Origin of the sequence: Pontibacter sp. 13R65 (genome assembly GCF_047525655.1) — a bacterium.
Lineage (GTDB): Bacteria > Bacteroidota > Bacteroidia > Cytophagales > Hymenobacteraceae > Pontibacter.
In genome coordinates this window covers 95,807-120,351 of sequence record NZ_JBLIQL010000008.1, presented here as the reverse complement: position 1 = coordinate 120,351, position 24,545 = coordinate 95,807, and the positions used below count along the sequence as shown (strand labels likewise).

Sequence of the window (24,545 nt, the reverse complement as noted above, 5' to 3'; positions counted from 1 at the left end):
GGGAGAAATATAGTACTCTTTTTTAAAAAACAACCGTAGGCAAGGAAGTGCTTAGATCACCTTGCCTACGGTCTTAATTTATTGCATCGCCTGTTACTTTAGCTCAAAGAAATTATCAACTGTATATTCTGTTTAAATTTAATTAAGGCTGGGAATTGAAGCCCAACTGTCTATCGCTTTATCAGACATAATAATACTCTATAATCCTATCCATTTTCAAAAGGCTTAGTATTGATTAAGGGCTACTGCTTGTTTTATAAGCTCATCAAAATAAGCCTGATCAATATCATCTAGAGTTCTTAAGATAATATGAGGATAACTACCATTTCTGGTCACGAGCCGTTTGGCAGGATCTGGCAGTTCTTCACCTTTAAAAAAACCTAAGTGCAGGCAGCTGCGTGAGGAAGCGAAATAACAAACTGGTCCGTAAAAAAAATAACATGGATTGTCCCACCGAAAGTTTTCTTCTAAGTGTGGCACTGCATGTTGAATAATGCGTCTCAGTTCGACGGCTAATCTCTGCTTGTCTGGAGGCAAGGTATTCAGGTAAATATCTACCTGATTTGGAGTGGTCTTGGTTCTCATATGCTTTATATGCTTGGCATAAATGAAACTTAATGAATGTATAAATATAAAAATTTGCTAATATTTAGCAAACTCTATTTTTCCAACAGCACTTGTTTTCTGCATTTAAACTAAGTTGAAAAGCATTAAATAACTAACGCTCATTTTTTTAAGTACCACACCAGTATTCAAAAAATTTGATTTTTACCAAAAAATAATTGCCCTTCCAGAGCTTTAATGAGAATTCCTCATTAAAGCTCTGGAAGGGCAATTTCATTAGAATTACTTAGTGCAAAACCCAATCCTGCTCATTGCTACACTACTAACTCTCGAGCCTTAAACAAGTTGTTGAGCAGAAGCAGAAAGCCGCTTAACGCCCCTGCAGTATTTCCAGGCGTTGGAGTAATTTATCCTCTAAATCAAAAAGGTCGCAATATCCTTTTGTTAACAGTTCCGGTCCTTGTCTTCCCTCCAGGTACACACTAGGAAAACGGGTGGCCCCCATGCTTTCCACTAACTGAAACTCCTGCTCTATCTGGTCCATAATTTCTTCAGATTCATACAGCGTGTAGAACAAGTTCTCAGAAATCCCGAACAACCGGACCACTTTTACAAGATTTTCAGGTTGAGTAACATCCAGGCCATCTGCAAAAAAGGCCGAGTGTAAGGCCCGAAGCACCTCTAAAGTAAGGACAGGTCTTAGTAGTCGTACAGAAAGCAATGCCCGGCATACTGGCTCAGTGCGGTATACAAAATTCTTGTTCAGGAAGAATCTATAATCGAATGGAAGTTTTGAACGTTGTTGTACTCTATGCCAACTGACAGCCATGCGCTCTTTTTCGTTAGGTTGCAAAGGCTGAGTAGCGTAGGCCTCCATGTCGCCAATCAGTACTTTAACATGAAGCCTCCCGTGCCAAAGTGCTTTAAGCCGGCGTATAGTAGCCGTAAAGCCATAACACCACGGACACATGGGATTGGTAACATAAAGTATGGTAGGATTTATCGGAACCATCATCATTGAAGTCATATTAGTACTACCTGTTTATCGTAGAGAATAGTCTTTAGGTTAAATAAAATCCTGATACTACGATGTCTTAAACAGGAAACAGTTAATAGCTTCTTCTTTTGTTGAAAATTTATATTAGCATAACATTCTCATTTACAAGCTTTAAACACCAGTGGCTTTATTTATAAATTTAGGTATATATCATTTTAACAGACATGCCGCCGTCTATAATCAAACTTTGGCCGGTAATAAAGCCAGCCTTGTCGGAGCAAAGGAATAGGGCTGCTTCTGCAATATCTGAGGGCTCCCCTACCCGGCCCACCGGGTGTTGAGACTTATCTAGCTGGCTGTGCTGTGGTTCTGCTTTTTTGCTTTTCTTTTGCCAAGGGCCTGTCTCTATCCAACCGGGTGCAATAGCATTTACCCTTATCAAAGGCGCGGTCAGGCTAATGGCCAGAGAGTGTGTCAGGGCCTCCAGACCACCCTTCGCTGCAGAATAAGGAAACGTATTCGGTTCTGACATAAAGGCGCGGGTGGAGCTAATGTTGAGGATGCAGGGATTTGCAGCTTTTCTTAATAAAGTCAAGGCGAATTTAGCACAAAGAACCGGCCCCCTAAGGTTTACTGCCAGCACCTGATCAAACACAGACATTTCCATTTCCTCCAATGATGCTACAGTTGGGTTGGCAATGCCTGCATTGTTAATCAGCGCGTCCAGCTGCTGGTGCTGCTCCTCAACTTGCTGAAAAAGAATTTTTACCTGGCTTTCATCTGCTACATTACAAGCTATAAAACTGGCCTCCAGATTTTGCTCCTGCAGCATCCTTACTGCCTCTTCCCCAGCTTCTTTATCCTGGTCTGCTAAAATTACTTTCGCTCCTGCCTTAGCGAATGCTAGGGCTAAACCCAATCCAATGCCCTGTGCGCCACCTGTTATTAGAATACTTCTTCCTTTGTAATACTCTTCCATAAGTTTGATAGTATTTAGTAAGTTCTTCCATTTATACTTGAGTTTAGTAAGATAGGACCAACCTTTGTCTTATTAACAAGAAGAAGACAGTAAATGAAGGGTATAATACACACTTCTAAATGTATATTACGTATAGAACAGAAAAGACTAATGATGCTTTATTGTATGGAAAGGGTGATTCCCAATATAGGTTTTTGGCCGGTACAACTAAGTTGAACCTATTTTAAATTAGTATTGCACGAGTTAAGTTGTGTTGTAATTACCATGTAAATTTATTGTTATTCGAGCAGCAAGTTTTATTCGATCGCTGCGCCAGCACCTGCTGCCTGCCTAGGAATCTAAAATCATTTCATGGGTAGTTTAAATTAAATATAATCTCCTCTGATGATAAGAAAATATACGAACGCTAGTTAATTGGTATATAAATGATGTTTTTACTGATAAAATTCAGAAATAATCAACAGAAGTATTCAAAAGACTTGAGAATACGCATATTTTTCTTCAATATAGCAGGAGCAAACTTATTCAACACCCCCTACAATGATTAAATATTCTGGCCAGACTCGCATACTGGTAGCTGTTGACTGCATTATTTTTGGTTTCGATGGTGAAAACTATAAACTATTGTTAGTGCAGCGCGGCTTTGCACCCGAAAGAGCTAAGTGGAGCTTAATGGGCGGCTTTATAAGACCTGAGGAAACGTTGGAGCAGGCGGCTAACAGGATCTTAAAACAACTTACCGGCCTCGAAAACGTGTATATGGAGCAGTTGCAGGCATTTAGCAATCCAAAACGGGACCCGGTGGAAAGAACTATTGCCGTGGCTTTTTTTGCCCTCATAGACATTCATAAATATGAGAAACAATTGAGCAAAGAATATCATGCGGAGTGGTTCCCTATAAAAGAAATGCCCAACTTAATCTTCGACCATGAAAAGATGGTGGAGATGGCCAAAAACAGCCTTCGCTACAAAGCCGCTTTTCACCCAATTTTGTTCGAGCTCCTGCCAGAAAAGTTTACTATCCCGCAATTGCAAGCGCTCTATGAAGGGCTTTACGACACTACTTTAGACAAGAGAAACTTCAGTAGAAAACTATTATCTACGGGGCTGCTTATAAAACAAACAGATAAAGACAAGGAAAGCTCTAAAAAAGGAGCCTTCTACTATAAGTTGGATCAAAGCAAGTATCTGGATGATTTTCAAGCGTTTCTGAATTTTATTCCCAAACCTGATAAATTTCTGATTAACGAAACTTCATTAAACTAATTTTTATTAGCTGACCCAAGCTTTTTTTTAAAATCTTTAAGTGTTAATTTGACACAAATTTAAAACATTATAGCCTTGAACAAAGATTCTTATGTTATCGGAGTAGACTACGGTTCAGATTCTGTGCGCTCCGTATTGGTTAATGCTGCCAACGGGCAGGAGCTTTCAGCGTCCGTGTATTATTACCCACGCTGGAAAGCAGGCGAATTTTCTGTACCCGCCGATAATCAGTTCCGCCAGCACCCCCTGGATTATGTGGAAGGATTGGAATATACTATCAAAGAATGTCTGGCAAAAGCAGGTGATCCTGCCATAGCAAAAGCTGTAAAAGGCATTTCGGTAGATACAACGGGTTCCACTCCCGTGGCTGTAGACAAAACAGGTACTCCCCTGTCGCTGCTCCCCGGCTTTGAAGAAAACCCGAATGCTATGTTTGTGCTCTGGAAAGACCATACCGGCGTAAACGAAGCCGCAGAAATAAACCAGCACGCTACAAAGTTCGACACTAATTATCTGCAGTTTGTTGGCGGCATTTACTCTTCAGAATGGTTCTGGTCTAAGCTGTTGCATATCCTGCGTGCCGACGAAAAGGTTCGTGGCGCCATATACTCATGGGTGGAACACTGCGACTGGGTTCCCTTCCTCTTAACAGGAGGCAACGATGTGTCTAAGATGAAAAGAAGCGTATGCGCTGCCGGCCATAAGGCACTTTGGGCAGCCGAATTCGGCGGACTTCCTCCGGAAGAATTCTTTTCCTCACTCGACCCGCTTCTGAAAGGTTTCCGCGACAGATTATTTGAAGACACTTATTCTTCGGATGTAGCGGCTGGCAACTTGAGCCAGGAATGGGCTGAGCGCTTAGGCCTAACTACAGATGTAGTGGTAGGTGTTGGCGCTTTTGATGCTCATATGGGTGCTGTTGGCGGACAAATTGAGCCTTATTATGTAAGTAAAGTAATGGGTACTTCTACCTGCGACATGGTAGTAGCCCCTAACCAAGAATTTGGTGATACTTTGGTGAAAGGAATTTGTGGCCAGGTTCCAGGCTCTGTTATTCCTGGCATGATAGGACTGGAAGCAGGCCAATCTGCTTTCGGCGATACCTATGCTTGGTTTAAGCGCATCATGATGTGGCCTTTACAAAATTTACTGGCAAATTCTAAGGTGTTAGATGAAGCCACTGCCAAAGCGCTTACAGAAGAGTTATCAGATAAATTAATTCCGGTGTTGGCAGAGCAGGCCGCTGCACTTCCGCTAACCGAAAACAGCGAGTTTGCTTTGGATTGGTTTAACGGTAGAAGAACCCCGGATGCGAACCAAATGCTGAAAGGTGCCATAGCTGGTCTGGGACTGGGCAGCGATGCTCCCCGTGTGTTCAGAGCGTTGGTTGAAGCGACCTGCTTTGGCGCCAAGAAAATTGTAGACCGATTTATTGAGCAGGGTGTGCCGGTAAAAGGCCTTATTGGTTTGGGTGGTGTAGCCCGTAAATCGCCGTTTATCATGCAGATGATGGCTGATGTAATGAACATGCCAATCCGAATTCATAAATCTGAGCAGACTTGTGCTATTGGAGCAGCCATGTTCGCCGCCACGGCTGCAGGCATTTACCCTCGGGTAGAAGATGCCATGGCTGCTATGGGACAGGGTTTTGATGCAGAATACACACCAGATGCCACCCGTGCTGCTTTGTATGCCAAACGTTTCCGCAAATTTACTGAGCTTGGAAATGCAATCGAAAAACAAACGGTTGGCTCCAAGCCGGAAGAGATTTCAGATGTTCAAGAAGAAGTTGTAAGATAAGTTTACAAATGGATAAATATCAAGACATTAAAGAGGCTGCTTACCAAGCAAACATGCAGCTTCCTAAGCTAGGGCTGGTTCTGTTTACTTTTGGTAACGTAAGTGCTGCGAACCGCGATTTAGGCGTGTTCGCCATCAAACCAAGCGGTGTGCCATATGAAGATTTATCGCCAGAGAAAATGGTGATCGTTGACTTTGACGGTGTCACCGTAGAGGGATCTTTAAGACCATCTTCCGACACTAAAACTCATGCCGTGCTGTATAAGCATTGGGGGAATATCGGAGGCATAGTGCACACCCACTCTACTTATGCCACAGCCTGGGCCCAGGCACAACGAGACATTCCTATTTACGGCACCACGCACGCCGACCACAACACCTTTGATATACCGTGTGCGCCTCCTATGAACGACGAAATGATTCAGGGAGACTACGAATATCAAACCGGTTTCCAGATAATGAATGCGCTCGAGAGCAAGGGCATGAGCTACGAAGAAATGGAAATGGTGCTTGTTGGCAACCACGCTCCTTTCACCTGGGGTAAAACTCCTGAAAAAGCAGTTTACAACAGTGCCGTGGTGGAAGAAGTAGCCCGTATGGCTTACCTGACTGAACAAATCAGACCAAGCGTGCCGCGATTACAGGAATCACTTATCCGCAAGCATTATGACCGCAAGCATGGTGCAGGATCATATTATGGGCAATAATAATGCTGTAAGTTTATGACTGCATTTTATTAAATAGGACAAACAGACCTGTTGCTTTAACCTAAAACTGGAGCAACAGGTCTGCTTGTTTTATATGTTTGCTCCTTTACCAGCAGCAAGTTCACTCGTTCTGTTAAAGCACTACCTGAACATCATTGCCGATTGACTGCAAAGTTAGATTTAGTCTTCCTAAGTTGTTTTCTTTCTGTAGTAGAGCCTATATGCGACTAAGACTTAAGCAGAACTGGTAATCATGCTCCCTCACCCTATAACCTGTTTTAATTAAATTATCTCAGGAAGGGCCATTTCATTAGAATAATTTAAGCGTTCTTCTCTTTCTTTTGCTTCACCATGTTAATATGCTATGAGCAGGTTTAACGGTTAAGCAAGTTTCTGACGCACATGTTAGCGCCAGAAAGATAACGAACATACGTATTCGCTTTGATCTGAAAAAAACAGCCTACAATTTTTATCTTTTAGGAGAGGCGTAAAAGAAAATCCCTATATTTAAATCAAATTCAAAAAACTGTTTAAACAACTACAAACTCACACAACACAAAAACTGACAAATGAATTCTGGATTCTCAACACTAGATTACATCGTCTTTATTCTCTATGCCTGTGTCATCATCTTTATGGGACTCTGGGTATCAAGATCGAAGAAAGGGGTGGAAAAGACGGCACAGGAGTACTTCCTGGCAGATAAATCGCTCACCTGGTGGGCGGTGGGCGCCTCACTAATTGCAGCAAACATTTCGGCAGAACACTTTATTGGCACCTCCGGGTCCGGTTTTGCTATTGGCCTTGCCATATCGGCTTACGAATGGATGGCTGCTCTCGCCCTTATTATAGTGGCCAAATATTTTCTGCCAGTATTTATCGACAAAGGCATTTATACCATGCCTCAATTCCTGAATGAGCGTTTTAACAGAGGTGTGAGTACCGCATTTGCTGTTTTCTGGTTATTGGTATATGTGTTCGTGAACCTGACTTCGGTTAGTTACCTGGGCGCTCTTGCCATGGAGCAGATAATGGGAGTGCCGCTGGTGTATGGCATTATTGGGTTACTCCTTTTCTCTGCCATCTACTCCATCTACGGTGGTTTGGAAGCAGTCGCCTGGACAGACGTTATACAAGTGGTATTCCTGGTAGGCGGTGGTCTGGTTACCACGTTCCTGGCCCTCGATGCTGTAGGTGAAGGTGCCGGTATATTTGCTGGCTTAGGCAATATTTATGAAAAAGGCCGCGACCACTTCTCTATGATTATTCCGCAAGGCCACCTGATGATTCCGGACGGGTCTGGAGGTCAGAAGGATGCCTTTATTGACTTACCAGGTGTAGCCGTAATTGCAGGTGCCATGTGGGCAACTAACTTAGGTTACTGGGGTTTTAACCAATACATTATTCAGAAAGGTTTGGCTGCCAAAAGCATTAACGAAGCTAAGAGAGGTCTTTTGTTTGCTGGCTACCTGAAGCTCCTTATGCCTATTATTGTGGTTATTCCGGGCATCACTGCTTATGTGTTGCTTAATGCGCATACGCCAGAGGAACTTTCTGCCATTCTGGGCAAATCAATAGAAGAAATTGGTACCATCAGCAAATCGGACGGTGCTTACCCATGGTTACTGAAGAACTTTGTTCCTGCCGGCGTTAGAGGCCTGGCCTTTGCCGCACTTGCTGCTGCCATTGTATCTTCACTGGCATCTATGGTAAACAGTACCTCTACCATCTTCACCATGGACATCTACAAGCCTTACTTTAGCCCGAATGCCAGCAACAAAGTACTCGTACGTGTAGGTCGTTTGGTAGCTGTAGTGGCTCTTTCTATTGCAGCTTTGGTAGCTCCGCAGCTTTCTTCACTTGACCAGGTGTTCCAGTACATTCAGGAGTATACAGGTTATATTTACCCTGGTGTGGTAGCCGTGTTTGGTATGGGACTTTTCTGGAAACAAATTACGCCAAATGCTGCTCTCTGGACAGCTATTGCTACCATTCCGGCAGGGGTTGTTTTCAAGATCGTTAGCCCGGATATGCCATTCCTGCTGCGCATGGGGTATGTTTTCATCATCCTTTGCGTAATTGCCTGTGCTATCTCCTTTGCTGAAAAAGGCGCTAAAGTTAAAATGCCTTTACCGGAACCAGGACGTCAGCGTCAGCTGACCACCTATTCATACATCTTTTTTGTACTAGGTGCGCTGACACTTGTTCTTACTTTAATTTATGCAACAGAATACAGCCACCTGGCTATTGAGGCAGGTTACTTCCTGGGCTCCTTCCTCCTAGTGATCGGCATCGTATTATACACCAATGCACGTCTGGAACTAGCAGATAAGCGTGCCATTGTATCAGATCCGACACTGTTTAACACGGCTACTCCTTTTAATTTGGGTGCTGCCGGTATTATCGTTATCCTGTTCCTGATTTATTATTTCCTTTGGCATTAATATATAAGGTGTTTACTAATGTAAAGTTGGTAAACACCTTTTTTTAGCCTTTATTTGTTATTGTAGATTAGACAATTATTATCATGATAGATTTAAAACAATTTGAGGTCTGGTTCATCACAGGTAGCCAGCACCTTTACGGCGAAGAGACGCTGAAACAGGTAGATGCGCATTCTACAGAAATTGCTGCAGGACTAGATCAGTCTGCCGATGTACCCGTTCGGGTAGTGTTTAAACCGGTAGTAAAGTCAACAGAAGAAATCTTTAAAATTTGCCAGGAAGCCAACGTGGCTGAGAACTGTGTTGGCGTAATTGCCTGGATGCACACCTTCTCTCCTGCCAAAATGTGGATCAATGGCCTAAAAGTGTTACAAAAGCCATTGTTGCACCTGCACACGCAGTTTAACCGTGACATTCCGTGGAGCACCATCGACATGGACTTCATGAACCTGACGCAAAGTGCACACGGCGACCGCGAGTTTGGCTTTATGGTATCGCGCATGCGCATTAACCGCAAAGTGGTTGTAGGTCATTGGCAGGAAGCAGAGGTGCAAAAAGAAATTGGCAACTGGAGCCGTGTAGCTTGTGGCTGGTACGACTGGCAAGGAGCTAAATTTGTGCGCTTTGGCGACAACATGCGTTTTGTAGCCGTAACAGATGGCGACAAAGTAGAAGCTGAACTGAAGTTTGGTTTCGCTGTGAATACACACGGTATCGGTGACCTAGTAGCCGTAATCAATGAAGTAAGCGAAGAGGCAGTAGATGCCTTAGTTGCCGAGTACGAAGAAAAGTATACCATTGCGGAGACACTTCAAGAAGGTGGTTCGCAACGTGCCTCTCTAAGAGAAGCAGCCAAAATTGAAATTGGCATGCGCACGTTCCTGCAACAAGGTGGCTACAAAGGCTTCTCCGACACGTTCGAGGACCTGCATGGTATGCCACAGTTACCAGGTATTGCAGTTCAACGCCTGATGAACGAAGGTTATGGTTTTGCCGGCGAAGGCGACTGGAAAACAGCAGCCCTGGTAAGAGCCATGAAAGTAATGGGAAGCGGCCTGGAAGGTGGAAATGCCTTTATGGAAGACTATACCTACCACTTCGACCCGAACAATTCGCTTGTGTTAGGTTCGCACATGCTGGAAGTAGACGAATGTCTGGCTGCAGACAAACCTTCGTGCGAAATTCACCCGCTGGGAATAGGTGGCAAAGCTGATCCTGTTCGCCTGGTATTTAATGCCAAAGGAGGCGCTGCCCTGAATGCTTCTATAGTGGATATGGGTAACCGTTTCCGCCTGATCGTAAACGAGGTAGAGGCTGTTGGTCCGCAAGAAGAATTACCAAAACTGCCAGTGGCACGTGTACTTTGGAAACCACTTCCTGACATGAAGACTGGCGCTGCTGCCTGGATTCTGGCCGGTGGTGCTCACCATACCTGCTACAGCCAGAATATTTCTGCTGAGCAATTAGAAGATTTTGCTGAAATGGCTGGTATTGAGTGTGTAAGAATAGGAAAAGATACTACGTTAAGCCAACTTAAGAATGAATTGCGCTGGAGCGAAGCTTATTTCCAACTGTTCCGATAGTTGATAGAAAGGTCATAAAAAAGAGCGGGTTTAGGCCCGCTCTTTTTGTTTTAGCTGAAATTTTTCAAATAAAAAAGGCCTTCCAGAGGCTAAAATAGTTCTTTTACAGAAGGGTCGTTGTAGTCTGTTACGAAACAGATAATGTTGTCGTAGTCGCTGAACTCTTCTTTCTCATGGGTGGTAGTAAGCACAACGCATTGCATGCCGGCATTTTGGGCTGCCTCTACACCTTTGGGCGCATCTTCCAGCACAATACAAACAGCAGGCTCTACTCCTAGCAGTTCAGCGGCCTTTGAGAATGTCTCCGGATCAGGCTTGCTTTCGGTTACATCGTCGGCACTAACTACCGCTCCAAAGTACTGGCGGATGTTTAGGTTATCAAGCACAAAATCGATGTTGAAAGGAATAGCCGCAGAGCCTACAGCCATTTTGATACCCTTCTCATGCGCCCGCTCCAGAAAGGCATCCAAACCAGGAATAAGCTTCAAATGCTCGAAGTAAGCCTTCTGGTATCTTCTCTCCTTCTCGAAAGATATTTCTGTTACCCTTTCTTCGGGGAAATGCTCCTTCCCAAATATCCGGGCTAATACTTCACTGTTTTTGCCATACATATGGCCCTTCACCTCCTCATATGTCAGCTCCGCTCCCAGATCCTCGTTCAGAATCTGATGCCAAGCTTTTGTATGAAAATGCATATCGTCAATCATGGTTCCGTTTAAATCAAACAGAAGTGCTTTGGGTACTACTTTCATAACTTGTTAATCTTGTTTGTGGCAATCTAAAACATCTTTCCGAAAATTACAGCAAAAGGTTCTATAAATGCCTCCTTTAAATCTGATTTAGCACATCTTCGGCCAATCTTTGTTATTGAAACAGTTTGATGGTTAATTGCTAAATGGCTGATTCGAAAGATGTATACTGTAGAATCTTTCAGCTACTACAAATGGGTGTTAAAGCAAGAAAAGAAAACATGAGGTTTAGAAAGAGTGTAAAGTCTGGTATCCGCAATCTTTCAAAACCCTCCAGAAGGCCACTTTCATTAGAAGAATTTGAGAAGTAACAGAGATTTTAAATACAAACTTTTTAAAGTTAAATTTTAACTATTTCAGCTTATAAAAACAGTATTGTCTTATATTTGTTTAGAACTTACAGCTGCGCGTACACAAGTCATAGACCAGTACAAGATCGTACAGCAGCTTTAGTTCTTCAGTAGCTGCCTTAAACAAAATTCATTTTGAGAAACCTCGAGAAAAGAGATTACGATGCCGTAGTGGTGGGATCTGGCCCCAATGGATTGGGTGCGGCCATTACCTTGCAGCAAGCCGGTCTTTCGGTTTTAGTTATAGAAGGAAAAGACACTATTGGTGGCGGCCTGCGTTCAGCAGAGCTCACGCTGCCTGGCTTTGTCCACGATATCTGTTCTGCCATACATCCCCTGGCTGCTGAGTCTCCGCTGTTCAAAGCCTTGCCGCTACAGGAGCATGGGCTGGAGTACATTACCCCTCCTGTTTCCGCAGCTCACCCATTCGACAATGGCACGGCAGCTGTTCTGAAAAAATCGGTAGCCGAAACTGCGCGGCTTTTAGGGGCCGACGAAGAATCTTATCTGCAGCTGATAAAACCACTTGTATCCGACTGGCCCCGTATTGCTCCTTCAACCTTAGGCCCGCTAACCTTTCCGAATCACCCGTTTGCCATGGCGCGATTTGGGCTCAATGCCCTTACTTCGGCAGAGTTGCTGGCCAAAATGCGCTTCGAAACAATGGAAGCACGCGGACTTTGGGCTGGTATGGCGGCACATTCCATTCAACCGCTAAGCAATATTACTACCTCCGCTATAGGTCTGGTGCTAATGGCAGTAGGGCATTTGAGAGGATGGCCCGTTCCAAAAGGCGGTTCCCAAAGCATTGCCAATGCGCTGGCTTCTTATTTTGTATCGCTGGGCGGTAAAATAGAGACTGGAACTTATATACAATCGCTACAACAGTTGCCCTCTTCGCATGCAGTGCTATTTGATGTAACTCCAAAGCAGCTGCTCCAAATTGCCGGGCATAAGTTTTCTTCGCTGTACCAGTGGCAGCTCCGTAACTATCGTTATGGTATGGGCGTGTTTAAAATAGACTGGGCTTTAGACGGTCCTATACCTTTTACAGCTGAAGGATGCAGAGAAGCTGGTACTATACATATTGGTAACACCCTAGAAGAAATTGCTGCTTCAGAAAGCATAACAGCAGCCGGCCTCCATCCGGAAAAACCATTTGTACTGCTGGCTCAGCAAAGTTTATTCGACTCTTCCCGCGCTCCCGATGGCAAACATACTGCCTGGGCCTACTGTCATGTGCCTAACGGCTCGCAAGCAGATATGACTTCTGCCATAGAGCAGCAGGTGGAGCGATTTGCGCCTGGCTTCCGCGATCGTATCCTGGAACGGCATACCCTGAACACGCTTCAGATGGAAACCTATAATCCTAATTATATTGGCGGTGATATAAATGGAGGCATTATTGATATCGGGCAACTCTTTACACGACCAGCCCTGCGCCCCAGCCCTTACAGAACGTCAGCAAAGGGACTTTATATCTGCTCCTCCTCCACTCCGCCTGGCGGAGGTGTACATGGCATGTGCGGATACCATGCAGCCAGTCGTGCTTTGAAAGATATTTTCGGTCTGAAACCGCTTAGTCTGAAATAATTAGGTAACCTGAGGGATGTATGTCTTTAACTCCTGAACTCAAACAAGCTATCAGCAAGCTTAGCCATACGGAAAAAGACAAACTGCTCTACCGGCTACTCCGGCTAAACCCCGACCTGGTGGAGCGGCTGCAGTTCGAGTTGGTGGAGCGAGGTGAGTCGTTGACACAGCGCCGGGAAGAACTGAAGAGCCGTATTGATGATATGTTAGCCTACGAGCCCTACTCGCCAGGCTATCTGATGATGGACCTGCGCGCGCTCAACGGTGAGATAACCCGCCACGTAAAGCACACAAAAGACAAGGAAGGAGAAGTACAGCTGACGCTATACATGCTGCGCCTCTGCCTGGAGCTGCACACAGATTTCATAGTCACTCAATTGTTTCGTGCCGATACACTACAAGTCTACTTGGTAAAGCGGATGCAGGTAGTGTTGGGAAAACTTCAAAAATTCCATGAAGACTTGTATACAGACTACGAAAGTGACATAAATTTCATACTGAAGCAACTGCACGGAAAAATTGCTATACTCCAGGCGCGGGAGAAGCTGCCTAAAAGCTGGCCAGAATAAAAAAGTACCGTTTTTAGTTATTTATTAGAAGATATTCTATTGTAAATGTAATTTCTGTATATTGGTTTATGCATAGCCTAATTCTTGCCGTTGTGGAGCACTAGTAACCACAGGCTTTGCATTTTTCAACCATCTTTTCCTGTTATCACACTTCGCTTTATCAGCGGGAAACTCTGCGGCACTAAAGGGAGAATTATCACCTTGTGTGGCTGTAGGTGTTCCGAAGCGGAATAGTACCTTCATACTGCCATGGCTTTCATTCTATGGCAACTTTATAGCCTAACCTATACTTGTATCCATGAAAAAAGCGATTCTGATCAGTTTGTGCTTCTTTGTTGTGCTTTGCTGTAAAGCGCAACTTTTGCCATACAAGCCCCTAGATAAAGCCAACCCCATAGAGTTTAAAGGAAAGTATATTGTATACAAAGGCCAAAAAATCATGCTAGGTCCAAAATCCTTTTTTATTGATGGACAGCTTACTGATGAAGAGGCAGCAAAATATCCTTATGTGTTTAATTCGGTAAATAAAGCAGCAGATCACCTAACCAATGGTACAGAGGACGCACCCATGGTTCTTTACCTGGCCCCTTACGTTTATTGGATCGATAACCCCGATGATCCGGCGGTGCGTGTTTCTAAAACAGCCGGTGCTCCACCTTATGGACTTGAGATAGCTTGCGAGTGGCTGCGATTTTTCGGTTTATCCGAAAAAGCCGAAAATGTGGTGCTTGCCTCCAATCGCGGACAAACCATTGGGGCAGAAGGCAATTTTACTATGTTTAAATTTATAGGCCAGGGTACCAGCTCCGAAAACATCACCTTTGGCAACTATTGCAACATCGATCTGGTGTACCCGCTCAAGCCAGCATTAAACCGTCAGAAGAGAGCCTCGGCAATTGTGCAGGCGCAGCTCATACATTGTAATGGCGATAAAATTGTAGCTCGCAATACCCGTTTTGTCAGCAGGTTGAATCTGAACCCCTTCGTTGGCGGCAAACGCGTACTCTTCGACCGTTGCCATTTTGAGTCTACCGACGATGCCTTGTGCGGCACCGGTGTTTACCTCAATTCCACTTTAGACGTGTATGGCTCTAAACCTTTTTACCACACTACCGGAACAGGAGCCGTGCTTTTGGGCTCAGAAATCAGGTCTTTTACACACGACAAACAATTTTTTACCAAAGCAAACGGCCAGGTTTCCGTGGTAGACACCCGGTTTATAACTGGGCTCAAAACGTATGTAGGCTGGCGCGATGTAGTAACAGCTGAGACCCGCAATTACCAGTACAAAGTTTCTCAAAATGGTAAGCCCTTGTTCATTGGCTTAAACGATACAGCCGCCACTGTCGAAATGGGCGGTAAACCCTTATTGAATGCCTATTTTTTTGAATACCAAGGAAAGGCTTATTACAACACCTATAACCTGCTCAGCGGGGACGATGGATGGGACCCAATGGGAATAAAAGAAGTGGTACTGGCTGCAGAAAAGGAACATAAAAAACCACTCACCATGCTGCCGGTACAAATGCTTGTTTCTCCTACCAACGTTACCATTGAGACACAAAAAAACGATGTACAGTTAACCGCCAAGGTAAATCGGTTTGGCAACTACGAAATCAAAGGGTCAGAAATAATAAGGTGGAGCGTAGCCCCGGAGCATGCCTCGCTTGTAAAATTACAGGTGAATGCCAATGGATCAGTTTGCACGGTGATTCCGACCAATACCCTGGTTGAGACCAAAAAAGTAATGGTGGTCGCCTCTACAGCTTCTGGTTTAGAAGCTGCCAGTGTGGTGCAGGTCGCTCCCGCTATTTTGGAGGCACCTTCTTTTCTTGTTGCTCCAGCCATTGCCAAAGCCAAAAACGGTAAACTCCATTTAACCTACAGCCTTAACACAAAGTTTGCAGACCAATCGCTGGTAACCTGGTACCGCTGCATCGATGCCAAAGGCAGCAATCCCATTGAAGTTGCCGTGTCTCGCTTTAATAATCCCTTGCAGGAGTATGACCTGTCGACAGGAGATGTTGGCTATTTCCTGATGGCAACAGTGGCTCCAAAACATATCAGGAGCAACATAGGTGAAGCAGTACGTGTTGTGATGACTCGACCCACTGCCTTCAAGGATGTAAAAACTGATGTCAGCGTGTTAGCGACTGATTTTAAAAACACCTCCACGCGCAACCAGCCTGAGAAGCTCCCCGGCTTTTGGACTTTCGATCATTTTGAATCTCCTGCAAATACTGCTGCTTACCCTGTGAACAGGGAAAAGGACGCCTGGCATTATGGCGAAGGCCAGGATGGAGCAGCTAATATGGTTGGCCTGCTACAAGGTCGCAGTGGCACCTTGCTCTACACGCCAACCGGAAAAGAATATGGCGACATGAAAATGACCATGACCGTAGCTCCCTATAAAACGGCTGGTCAAGGCTTTAGCATTGCACACCTTTACATGGACGTGCTGCTGAAATTCGACACGCAAACTATGACGGGCTACGGACTTCGCTTTATCCGGACAACGAAATACCACGATGCCGTGGACTGTATTTTTGTAAAATATGAGAATGGTCAAATTACTCCAATTAGTGAGCCTGTTACTACAACCAGCTATAGAACACCCTGCACCATTACAATAGAGTTTAAAAAGGATAGTTTGGTAGCACATGCTACCACCTCAGCCTCTTACCAAGCTCCACAAGATAGGTCGGAAGTTGTAAAAGAAGTAAATATAAGCACTAATGCAAGCCCGAATACGTTTGGCGGGTTTGGTATTCAATACAACGGTGGTGCCCCCACCATGATTCAAAATATTAAAGTAGAATGGAAATGATGGCCTCAAAAACCTTCTTTTAAACACGAAGCCGCGATAGCAGAGAGGCAGGTATGAAGGCAGACGCAGGTGCGCTTACTACTTTTTAAACAGACGGTGGTCAAAGGCGAAAGGCTCGGTTTTGACAACCTCTACTTTGCTAAAATCTTTATGGCGGGGGTTCAGCAGGAAATTATAGTTGCCCTGTACCGTAGCGGAGGGGACTTTTAAAGTCATATAGACTGCATCGAATACAAAAGCGTCGCCAATTTCCTGAGTCGAGTTAGGGTGCGGGAACAGCTTCCAGTCTGTAGGAAGCGCCTGCGGCTCAAGAACCTGAAGCGACAAATCATCGGGCACATGTATACTAATCAGGTAGTAACCGTCAGGTACAATTCCTAAAGGTGTATGCACGGCTATCTCCACGGTGCAAAGCGCAATAGATTCACTGGTATACAACATGGCTACACCTTTGCTGTTCCACCGGCCACCGGCTAGTTCCGCTCCTTTTCCGGAAAGATCGTTTCGGTACCTTCCTTTACTTAAGCGGTACACGATCATGCCAGCACACCATGTTCAATCCGGGTAAGCTCATCTTTTAACAAGCTGATTCCGAAGGTAGTATCAAGTAGCTCTTTTGGCTTTAGGCCAGCCAAAGCCACACTCTGTGTCTCCAGCCAAATATTAAATTTTTCCTGATCGCCAAACACCTCTATGCCTTTGTTATATACTAGAATGACTTCAATTATCTTCTCAGAATGAATTGGATCGAATGTCCGTTTTTCTTTTTTGTAACGCTGAAAAGTACGCTCAGAGAGGTGCAGAAAACCCGACCACTCGTCTGTGCTGAAAGGACTTTTATCGGCAATAGATTTAAAGGCTTCATACTTGATGCCTTCTCTTGCCGCACTTACCAATGCCAGCATATTTCTGTCGTCGGTAAGGTCGTAGCTTAGGTTGCTGTCTATTTTAATGGTTTCTGCCATAGCGCCTGTTGATTAATAAATACAAGTTACGAAATCTGTCATAATTATAACGCCATTTGTCTTAATTTAGTTTGTGTAGATTATAAGATAGTTAACACGCACTATAAACTAGCTTAAAGCCAATTATTAGCGACTGCCACAGCTCTAATCAAATTCTGCTAATGAAAAAGGCCTTCCGGAGGCAAAATTAGGTTCCCAGACTTTAGGCATCTTTTATCTTAAAACTTAATTTTACATGGCGCGCACTGCTACATCTTTAGCGGCTGCAGGTCCGTACATTAATCCTTGTCTAACCATCATTCTATAGTAACTATGAAATATAATCTTTTAGGCGATACCGGTGTGCTGGTATCCGAACTTTGCTTTGGTACCATGACTTTTGGCGGCCAGGGTTATTGGGAGGCTATCGGGAAACAACAACTCGATGAAGTAAATCAACTCCTGAAAATAGCGGTAGATGCAGGAATAAACTTTATAGACACCGCCAATGTGTACTCCTACGGACAGTCAGAACAGCTGCTGGGTGAAAGCCTGAAACAATCTGGAGTTTCCCGGAACGAGCTGTTTATTGCCACTAAAGTTCGGGGTCGCATGGCTCCAGGTGCTAATAATATCGGTCTCTCCCGCTATCATATCATGCAATCGGTGAACGAGAGTCTGCAGCGCTTGCAGATGGACCACATCGACCTTTTGTATGTGCACGGGGTCGATAAGCTAACCTCTGTGGAGCAGGTGGTGCATACACTCCACGACTTGGTTACAACTGGCAAAGTGCGCTATGTTGGTGTTTGTAACTGGCCTGCCTGGATGGTTATGAAGGCAATTGGTATTGCCAAACAACAAGGCTGGCACGAGTTTGCCGCCATGCAGTACTTTTATGCCATCGCCAACCGCGATTCAGAACAGGATTTACTGCCATTGGCTGAAGACCAGCGCTTGGGATTTATGCCCTGGAGCCCACTGGCTGGTGGCTTTTTATCCGGTAAGTTTACTCGCGACAAAACAAGCACCGGCGGCCAGTCCAGACGCGATAATTTCGATTTCCCTGTAATAGACAAAGAAAGAGCCTACGACATAATAGATGTGTTGATACAGCTTGGCGAGAGCCGGCAGGTATCGGCGGCAGAAGTAGCCCTTGCCTGGGTACGTCAGCAAAAGGGTGTTACAAGCACCATTATTGGAGCTAAAACACCTGAACAGCTGCGTTCCAACATCCACTCCACTTCTTTTGACCTTACTTCCGAGGAATTGCAACAACTGGAGAACGTAAGCAAACCCTCGCCCTCCTACCCAAGCTGGATGGTAGAGCGCCAGATGCGAGAGCGCTACCCTGAGGAATAAAATACCTGAAAAGGCTCCGAAGGATCCTTTTCATTGGAATAATTGCTGAAAATAGTTTTAGCAGAACATCTGGAAGAAAAACCTAAACGTGCGTCTGCGTCTGCAGAAGCACGTTTAGGTTTACTATGCTGGATTTCAATTTAGCTGTCTAGCACTTTTTTTGGGCTGTTGGCGTTATAGCAGCTGATCAACTAATTTTTTATGCGATACCGTTTAGTGGCGGCAGGTGCTATAGCTGTTCTTTTGAGCGCCTGCAACACACAAAATGCTTTAACAGAGCATCAGCTGCAGGTAAGGAATTTCACCATGGCCGATGTCATTCCTCCCAGCCATACCAGCTCTCAAGCTGAAAAAGACCAACAGCAGACCTTCCGGAAAGATAGCAAAAAACGCTTCTCTTCAGGCAAAATAGCTGCTGCTTATTATGTAGCAGAGGCCAAACGCAACTTCAACGAACAAAAACCAGACTCGGCCGCGCAGTTGTTTGGGCAAGCCTGGCTCCTCGATAGCACCAACAACGAGGTATACTGGGGCTACGGGCTGGTGTACGGCCAGCAGAAAGAGTTCGACAAGGCCTTATTTGTGCTGTACCGGGCACTGGAAGAAGATAAGGAGAACCCACGCCTCTTAACTGATATTGCCACCAGCCACCTGGGGCGCTTCTACGAGACAAATCAACCAGAAGACCTGCTGCAAAGCCGAAAGCTCCTGGAAAAGGCCGTGTCTTACACACCAGATTTTGCTGATGCCTACTACAAACTGGCCATCAATAGCTATTACCTGCAGGAATATGGCAAGGCTTGGGAATACCTACACAAAAGTATTTTGCAAAATAATGAAATTGCCAATCCAACATTTGTAGCGGCCCTGCTCCAAAAGCAGGCAGATCCACAAGGAGTTTACCAGCAGTAAAACAACACTCCCTCTTGATTCCTAAATGCATAACCATTACATTTAGGTTTTCGGAGAGCAGGAAAATAACAACATCTACTTATTCTTTACCATGAAGAAATTATTTATTGCCGTTGTAGCGCTTTTTTTAGTCACAACAAATACGTTTGCACAAGAAGCCGCTGAAAAGCCAAACCCAAGTGTGTTGCCTATGTTTGGCAACATCGCTAAAACAGAAGCACAACAAATTAAAGATCAGAAATTCCTTAGCAGCTGCGACAATAGCTTTTCCAGCAGGCAGGAAGCCAGCGAGTTTTTCATGAATCGCGGTTGGGAATATTTTAACGAAGGTCAGATGGACACGGCTGTTTACCGCTTTAACCTGGCCTGGCTACTGAACCCAGACAACAGCAATACTTACTGGGCCTTTGGCTTGGTAACATATGGTCAAGGCAAGTTAAACGAATCTATCGGGTTTTATGAAAAGGCACTTGCACTGGATCCTACAAACTCGCTGATAATGTCTGACATAGCCAGTTCTTACCTGGCCTTGCAGGATGCCGAAGAAAAGAAAAACAAGAAAAAGCAGGCATTTAAAAAAGTGGTGGAGTTCACAAACAAAGCCCTGGCAGCAGACTCAGTCAATGCTTTTGCTTTGTACACCATGTCGAAAGTAAAGTTTCAGGAGAAGCAGTACGAGGAAGCCTGGACATACCTGCATAAAGGTCGCGAACAAAATGTAGCCAATATAGATTTTGTTTATTTAACTAGTTTGATGGCAGAAATGCCAGACCCTACCGGGTTCTTCAAAAATAATTAATCGGCACACCAAAATTATTTATGGAAAAGAGACGCATTTAACCTATGCGTCTCTTTTTTTGTCTGTACCAGCTCCACCTTGGAATGAATTTTGTTTCAAGGAGAGCGTTTAGCACTATTCTCTCAGCTTTTAAAAAAACAAGGTTTTCCATTTTCAAAACATTTCAGGTTACTTATATTTGTTTTACTCTTAGCCCAAGAACCCTTTATTTATGAAAAACAATTTATACAGAGCATCCCTTTTTTTACTAGCGGGGTCCCTGTCTCTCTCTTCCTGCGTCGTATCTAAAAAGAAATACGAGGATCTGCTAGCCCGCAAAAATGCACTCGAGGTGGACAAATCAGGACTTGAAAAGCAAAAGCAAACCCTGGAACAGCAGAAAGCATCTTTGGAGCGTGAAAAAGCCAATCTGGAGCAGGAACGAGCTACGCTGGAGCAACAGAAAAACGAGTATGAGCGCAACCTGGCACAAGCCTTGAAAGAAGGCAAAACACTTGGCGAAAACCTGAACATGAGTAAAACGCAAATCGACAGGCTGAACGCAGACTTAAAAGCTCGTGAGCAGCGCCTAGCCGAATTGCAACGTATTCTGGATGAAAAAGACAAAGCAGTAAATGCTCTTCGTGCCAAAGTAAGCAGTGCCCTCCTCGGCTTTAACGACAAGGACCTGACTATTAACGTGCGCAATGGCAAAGTATATGTATCGCTGGCGGAGCAATTGCTTTTCCAATCTGGCTCCACCAAGGTAGATCCTAAAGGTGTTGATGCACTTCGCAAGCTAGCATCAGTGCTGAAAGAGCAACAGGATGTTAACGTGCTGGTAGAAGGCCATACCGATGATGTTCCTATTGCAAGAGGAACTGTTGGCATGCAAGACAACTGGGACCTGAGTGTATTACGAGCCACTGAGATTACCCGTATTCTGGCAAACGCTGGTGTAGATCCAACAAGAGTAACTCCTTCCGGCCGTTCTCTATATGTGCCTTTGGATGGTGCTAAAACAAAAGAAGCCCGCCAAAAAAACCGCAGGACCGAGATCATTCTTACACCTAAACTCGACGAGCTTTTCCAAATCCTGGAAACTACCTGATTAGCTAAATAGAAATAAGATAGTTTCAACTTAAATTTAAGCTTCAGTATTTGTTCACCTACTCCGGATATCATAATGAAGCTGAGGTAGTAATAAAATTAAAAGCTAAACGGCCAGCTCCTTTCGGGGCTGGCCGTTTAGCTTTTAAAGCAATGTCAAAACTTTGGTTAGATTACCCCCATAGCCAACATGGCGTTAGCAACCCTAATAAAACCAGCCACATTCGCTCCCAATACATAATTGCCTGGCGACCCGAATTCGGCCGACTTCTCATAACAAAGATCATGAATGTTGGTCATAATGTTAGAGAGCTTGTTTTCTGTGAATTCAAATGACCAGGAGTCTCTGGAGGCATTCTGCATCATCTCAAGCGTGGAAGTTGCTACACCGCCTGCATTGGCAGCCTTGCCAGGAGCGTACAAAATGCCGGCCTCCTGAAACACTTTAACTCCTTCTGGCGTGGTAGGCATGTTTGCTCCTTCACCAACGGCAATGCAACCATTTTTAACCAGCAATGCGGCATCTTTCCCATTAAGTTCATTTTGGGTAGCAGATGGAAAAGCTAACTCACAAGGCACTTCCCATATATTACCGTTTTCGAAGTAACGCGCTTCGCCCCGGAATTCAAGGTAATCCTTAATACGTTTCCGCTCCACTTCCTTTAGTTGTTTTACAACTTCCAGGTCTATGCCATTCTTGTCGTAGATATACCCATTAGAGTCAGAACAGGCAACCACTTTGCCTCCTAATTCATTTATTTTCTCAATGGTATAAATAGAAACATTGCCGGATCCTGATACAATACACGTTTTGCCTTCAATTTCCTGCTTATTGGTTTTAAGCATTTCTTTTACAAAGAACACATTGCCATAGCCTGTAGCCTCTTTTCTTACTAAAGAGCCACCCCAATCAAGTCCCTTGCCTGTAATAACACCTGCTTCGTAGCGGTTTGTAATGCGCTTGTATTGCCCAAACATATAGCCAATTTCACGCCCTCCCACTCCTATGTCTCCTGCTGGAACATCCGTGTGCTCCCCAAGGTGGCGGTACAACTCTGTCATAAAGCTCTGGCAAAAACGCATGATCTCGCTGTCCGATTTTCCTTTCGGATCAAAGTCAGACCCTCCCTTTCCACCACCTATTGGCAGACCAGTAAGGGCATTTTTGAATATCTGTTCGAATCCTAAAAATTTAATGATACCTAGGTACACGCTGGGGTGAAAACGCAACCCGCCTTTGTATGGTCCCAAAGCACTGTTAAATTCTACCCTAAACCCACGGTTAATATGCACCTGGTTCCGGTCGTCTGTCCATGGAACCCGGAATATGATTTGTCGCTCCGGCTCACAGATGCGTTGAATAATTTTATGATGTGCAAATTGCGGATACTTTTCCAGAACCGGTCCCAGAGTTTCCAGCACTTCGCGCACTGCCTGATGAAACTCTAGCTCCCCCGGATTTCGCTTGATAATTTCCTGAAAAATGGGTGCAACTTTTGCGTCAATTAAATTGCTCATAACGTTTTATAAGTTCAAAGTTAAATTATTACTACAGTTAGATGGTGCTTAAGTGTAAGGAAACTTGTACTGAGATATTACCTTGGCCTAGCCCTGCCCCTTCCTTTGCCTCCAGAAGCGGGTTTAGAAGAGCGACCTGCGCTTTTACCAGATCCGGCATTTTTGGATCTGCCGCCAGGGCCTGTCCGGCCAGGTTTGTCGGCGGCTTTCGAACTGGCTTTGAAGGGTGTAAACCCACCGGGCTTATTTTTAGGAGGTGCTTTTTTAGTTTTTCCAGGTGCTGGCGGGCCAGCTTTAACTTCTGCTTTTTTGGAAGTTGTGGCTGTAGACTCAGAATGTTCAATAAGTTTAAAAATCTCCTCCATTTCCTGTGGAGTAAGGTCACGCCAATCGCCGGTGGGGAGACCTTTCAGCGTAATATTCATGATCCGAACACGCTCCAGCTTCGTTACTTCGTAGCCAAAGTATTCGCACATGCGGCGAATTTGCCTGTTTAACCCTTGAATTAAAATAATCCGGAAGGTTTGCGGACCTTCTTTTGTGACCACACACTTTTTGGTGGTGCTGCCCAATATGGGTACACCACCCGCCATGCCTTCTATAAATTGATCGGTTACGGGTTTATTTACCGTTACCACATACTCTTTTTCGTGCTTGTTGCCTGCCCGCAGAATCTTGTTTACAATATCGCCGTTGCTGGTTAGGAAGATCAGCCCCTGAGAATCTTTGTCCAATCGGCCAATAGGAAAAATACGCTGGCTGTGGTTAATGTACTCTACTATATTATCTTTAGTGCCTGCTTCTGTAGTACTTACCACTCCCACTGGTTTGTTAAATGCCAGATAAACGGCATCTTCAGTGCTTCGGGGTTCAATGGCTTGGCCATTTACCATCACCACATCGCGAGGCTTTACCTGGTCGCTTAACGACGCTTTTTTACCATTTATAAGCACATGCCCCTGTTCTATGTATTTATCTGCCTGTCGCCTCGAACAGATACCACTCTCGCTTATGTACTTATTTAACCGCATCTATAAAGAAATTCCTTTCTACTTGTTATACTATTGTTAATTCTGCACCAGGTCTACCATCAGGCATTTTAAATTCCTAAACATTCTGCCCTTTTTTTGTATTACCTCCAGTGCCTGCACAATATAATTCAAAATGCCGGACCAATTCTCTTATTTTACAGAGAAAAATAAAATTTGCCTGTTTATTGGCTGTTTGGGCTGAATTTTTTAGTCTTTTTTAGAGAAAAAGTTAAGAAAAAGAGCTGTTGGCGGATGAAAAGTGAATTGGTCACCAGGTTTTATTATTCTTCGCCTATTAATTAAATTTATAAATGTTATAACTTTGAATCAGATTACCGTGAGAAGAGGAAGGTTGAAATATAGCGAAGTTACATCTTTCTTAACCACGGGCTCCTTTCAATCCGTATGTAGAGGATTAAATCTTTTTTTATCTCCTCATGTAACGATTTAACTTCTTAAGTT

20 protein-coding genes are annotated in these 24,545 nt (G+C 44.4%); 12 read left to right on the top strand and 8 right to left on the bottom strand.

The window, feature by feature from the left end:
* Window positions 1-225 precede the first annotated feature (225 nt).
* The 3 genes from ACMA1I_RS11890 to ACMA1I_RS11880 form a co-directional block, all read right to left on the bottom strand.
* On the bottom strand, window positions 226-585 hold the full coding sequence (locus ACMA1I_RS11890; RefSeq protein ID WP_337068558.1) for a DUF1801 domain-containing protein: 360 nt from the start codon (window positions 583-585) through the stop codon (window positions 226-228).
* A gap of 349 nt (window positions 586-934) precedes the next feature.
* Window positions 935-1,591 carry a DsbA family protein gene (locus ACMA1I_RS11885; RefSeq protein ID WP_337068557.1) on the bottom strand — a complete coding sequence of 219 codons (657 nt, stop codon included), beginning with the start codon at window positions 1,589-1,591 and terminating at the stop codon, window positions 935-937.
* 169 nt (window positions 1,592-1,760) lie between these two features.
* Window positions 1,761-2,540: a glucose 1-dehydrogenase gene (locus ACMA1I_RS11880; RefSeq protein WP_337068556.1), complete on the bottom strand. Its 780-nt coding sequence runs from the start codon at window positions 2,538-2,540 to the stop codon at window positions 1,761-1,763.
* A 540-nt stretch (window positions 2,541-3,080) separates the two neighbouring features.
* Between ACMA1I_RS11880 and ACMA1I_RS11875 the strand changes: the two genes are divergently transcribed.
* From ACMA1I_RS11875 to araA, 5 genes are all read left to right on the top strand, one after another.
* Window positions 3,081-3,806 carry an NUDIX hydrolase gene (locus tag ACMA1I_RS11875; protein ID WP_337068555.1) on the top strand — a complete coding sequence of 242 codons (726 nt, stop codon included), beginning with the start codon at window positions 3,081-3,083 and terminating at the stop codon, window positions 3,804-3,806.
* A 75-nt stretch (window positions 3,807-3,881) separates the two neighbouring features.
* Complete coding sequence (locus ACMA1I_RS11870; RefSeq protein ID WP_337068554.1) at window positions 3,882-5,606, top strand: ribulokinase; 1,725 nt, start codon at window positions 3,882-3,884, stop codon at window positions 5,604-5,606.
* Between the two features lie 8 nt (window positions 5,607-5,614).
* On the top strand, window positions 5,615-6,313 hold the full coding sequence (locus ACMA1I_RS11865; RefSeq protein ID WP_337068553.1) for an L-ribulose-5-phosphate 4-epimerase: 699 nt from the start codon (window positions 5,615-5,617) through the stop codon (window positions 6,311-6,313).
* Window positions 6,314-6,882: 569 nt separating this feature from the next.
* The gene (locus ACMA1I_RS11860; protein WP_337068552.1) at window positions 6,883-8,757 is read left to right on the top strand and encodes a sodium/sugar symporter; all 1,875 of its coding nucleotides are present in this window, start codon (window positions 6,883-6,885) and stop codon (window positions 8,755-8,757) included.
* Window positions 8,758-8,840: 83 nt separating this feature from the next.
* Complete coding sequence (gene araA, locus ACMA1I_RS11855) at window positions 8,841-10,340, top strand: L-arabinose isomerase (RefSeq protein ID WP_337068551.1); 1,500 nt, start codon at window positions 8,841-8,843, stop codon at window positions 10,338-10,340.
* Window positions 10,341-10,429: 89 nt separating this feature from the next.
* Here the strand turns inward: araA and ACMA1I_RS11850 are convergent, their stop codons facing one another.
* Window positions 10,430-11,092, bottom strand: a complete 663-nt coding sequence (locus ACMA1I_RS11850) for an HAD family phosphatase (RefSeq protein ID WP_337068550.1) — start codon at window positions 11,090-11,092, stop codon at window positions 10,430-10,432.
* Window positions 11,093-11,574: 482 nt separating this feature from the next.
* Here ACMA1I_RS11850 and ACMA1I_RS11845 point away from each other — a divergent pair, with 482 nt between their 5' ends.
* The 3 genes from ACMA1I_RS11845 to ACMA1I_RS11835 all read left to right on the top strand — a co-directional run bounded on the left by ACMA1I_RS11845 (window position 11,575) and on the right by ACMA1I_RS11835 (window position 16,428).
* A complete protein-coding gene (locus ACMA1I_RS11845; RefSeq protein ID WP_337068549.1) occupies window positions 11,575-13,032 on the top strand; it encodes an NAD(P)/FAD-dependent oxidoreductase in 1,458 nt (485 codons plus the stop codon).
* 20 nt (window positions 13,033-13,052) lie between these two features.
* Complete coding sequence (locus ACMA1I_RS11840) at window positions 13,053-13,601, top strand: hypothetical protein (RefSeq protein WP_337068548.1); 549 nt, start codon at window positions 13,053-13,055, stop codon at window positions 13,599-13,601.
* Window positions 13,602-13,899: 298 nt separating this feature from the next.
* A complete protein-coding gene (locus ACMA1I_RS11835; protein WP_337068547.1) occupies window positions 13,900-16,428 on the top strand; it encodes a hypothetical protein in 2,529 nt (842 codons plus the stop codon).
* Between the two features lie 78 nt (window positions 16,429-16,506).
* Here the strand turns inward: ACMA1I_RS11835 and ACMA1I_RS11830 are convergent, their stop codons facing one another.
* Window positions 16,507-16,968: an RES family NAD+ phosphorylase gene (locus ACMA1I_RS11830; protein WP_337068546.1), complete on the bottom strand. Its 462-nt coding sequence runs from the start codon at window positions 16,966-16,968 to the stop codon at window positions 16,507-16,509.
* The gene (locus tag ACMA1I_RS11825) at window positions 16,965-17,393 is read right to left on the bottom strand and encodes an antitoxin Xre-like helix-turn-helix domain-containing protein (protein WP_337068545.1); all 429 of its coding nucleotides are present in this window, start codon (window positions 17,391-17,393) and stop codon (window positions 16,965-16,967) included. The genes ACMA1I_RS11830 and ACMA1I_RS11825 overlap by 4 nt, the downstream gene beginning before the upstream one ends.
* A gap of 312 nt (window positions 17,394-17,705) precedes the next feature.
* Here ACMA1I_RS11825 and ACMA1I_RS11820 point away from each other — a divergent pair, with 312 nt between their 5' ends.
* The 4 genes from ACMA1I_RS11820 to ACMA1I_RS11805 all read left to right on the top strand — a co-directional run bounded on the left by ACMA1I_RS11820 (window position 17,706) and on the right by ACMA1I_RS11805 (window position 21,535).
* Window positions 17,706-18,734 carry an aldo/keto reductase gene (locus ACMA1I_RS11820; RefSeq protein ID WP_337068544.1) on the top strand — a complete coding sequence of 343 codons (1,029 nt, stop codon included), beginning with the start codon at window positions 17,706-17,708 and terminating at the stop codon, window positions 18,732-18,734.
* 201 nt (window positions 18,735-18,935) lie between these two features.
* The gene (locus ACMA1I_RS11815) at window positions 18,936-19,646 is read left to right on the top strand and encodes a tetratricopeptide repeat protein (protein ID WP_337068543.1); all 711 of its coding nucleotides are present in this window, start codon (window positions 18,936-18,938) and stop codon (window positions 19,644-19,646) included.
* Window positions 19,647-19,737: 91 nt separating this feature from the next.
* Window positions 19,738-20,445: a hypothetical protein gene (locus tag ACMA1I_RS11810; protein WP_337068542.1), complete on the top strand. Its 708-nt coding sequence runs from the start codon at window positions 19,738-19,740 to the stop codon at window positions 20,443-20,445.
* Window positions 20,446-20,656: 211 nt separating this feature from the next.
* Window positions 20,657-21,535: a flagellar motor protein MotB gene (locus ACMA1I_RS11805; RefSeq protein ID WP_337068541.1), complete on the top strand. Its 879-nt coding sequence runs from the start codon at window positions 20,657-20,659 to the stop codon at window positions 21,533-21,535.
* A gap of 167 nt (window positions 21,536-21,702) precedes the next feature.
* Here the strand turns inward: ACMA1I_RS11805 and gdhA are convergent, their stop codons facing one another.
* Both gdhA and rluF read right to left on the bottom strand, forming a co-directional pair.
* Window positions 21,703-23,052 (bottom strand): NADP-specific glutamate dehydrogenase, encoded by a 1,350-nt coding sequence (gene gdhA, locus ACMA1I_RS11800; protein ID WP_337068540.1) that lies wholly within the window; start codon window positions 23,050-23,052, stop codon window positions 21,703-21,705.
* Window positions 23,053-23,129: 77 nt separating this feature from the next.
* On the bottom strand, window positions 23,130-24,083 hold the full coding sequence (rluF, locus tag ACMA1I_RS11795) for a 23S rRNA pseudouridine(2604) synthase RluF (protein WP_337068539.1): 954 nt from the start codon (window positions 24,081-24,083) through the stop codon (window positions 23,130-23,132).
* Window positions 24,084-24,545: the final 462 nt, after the last annotated feature.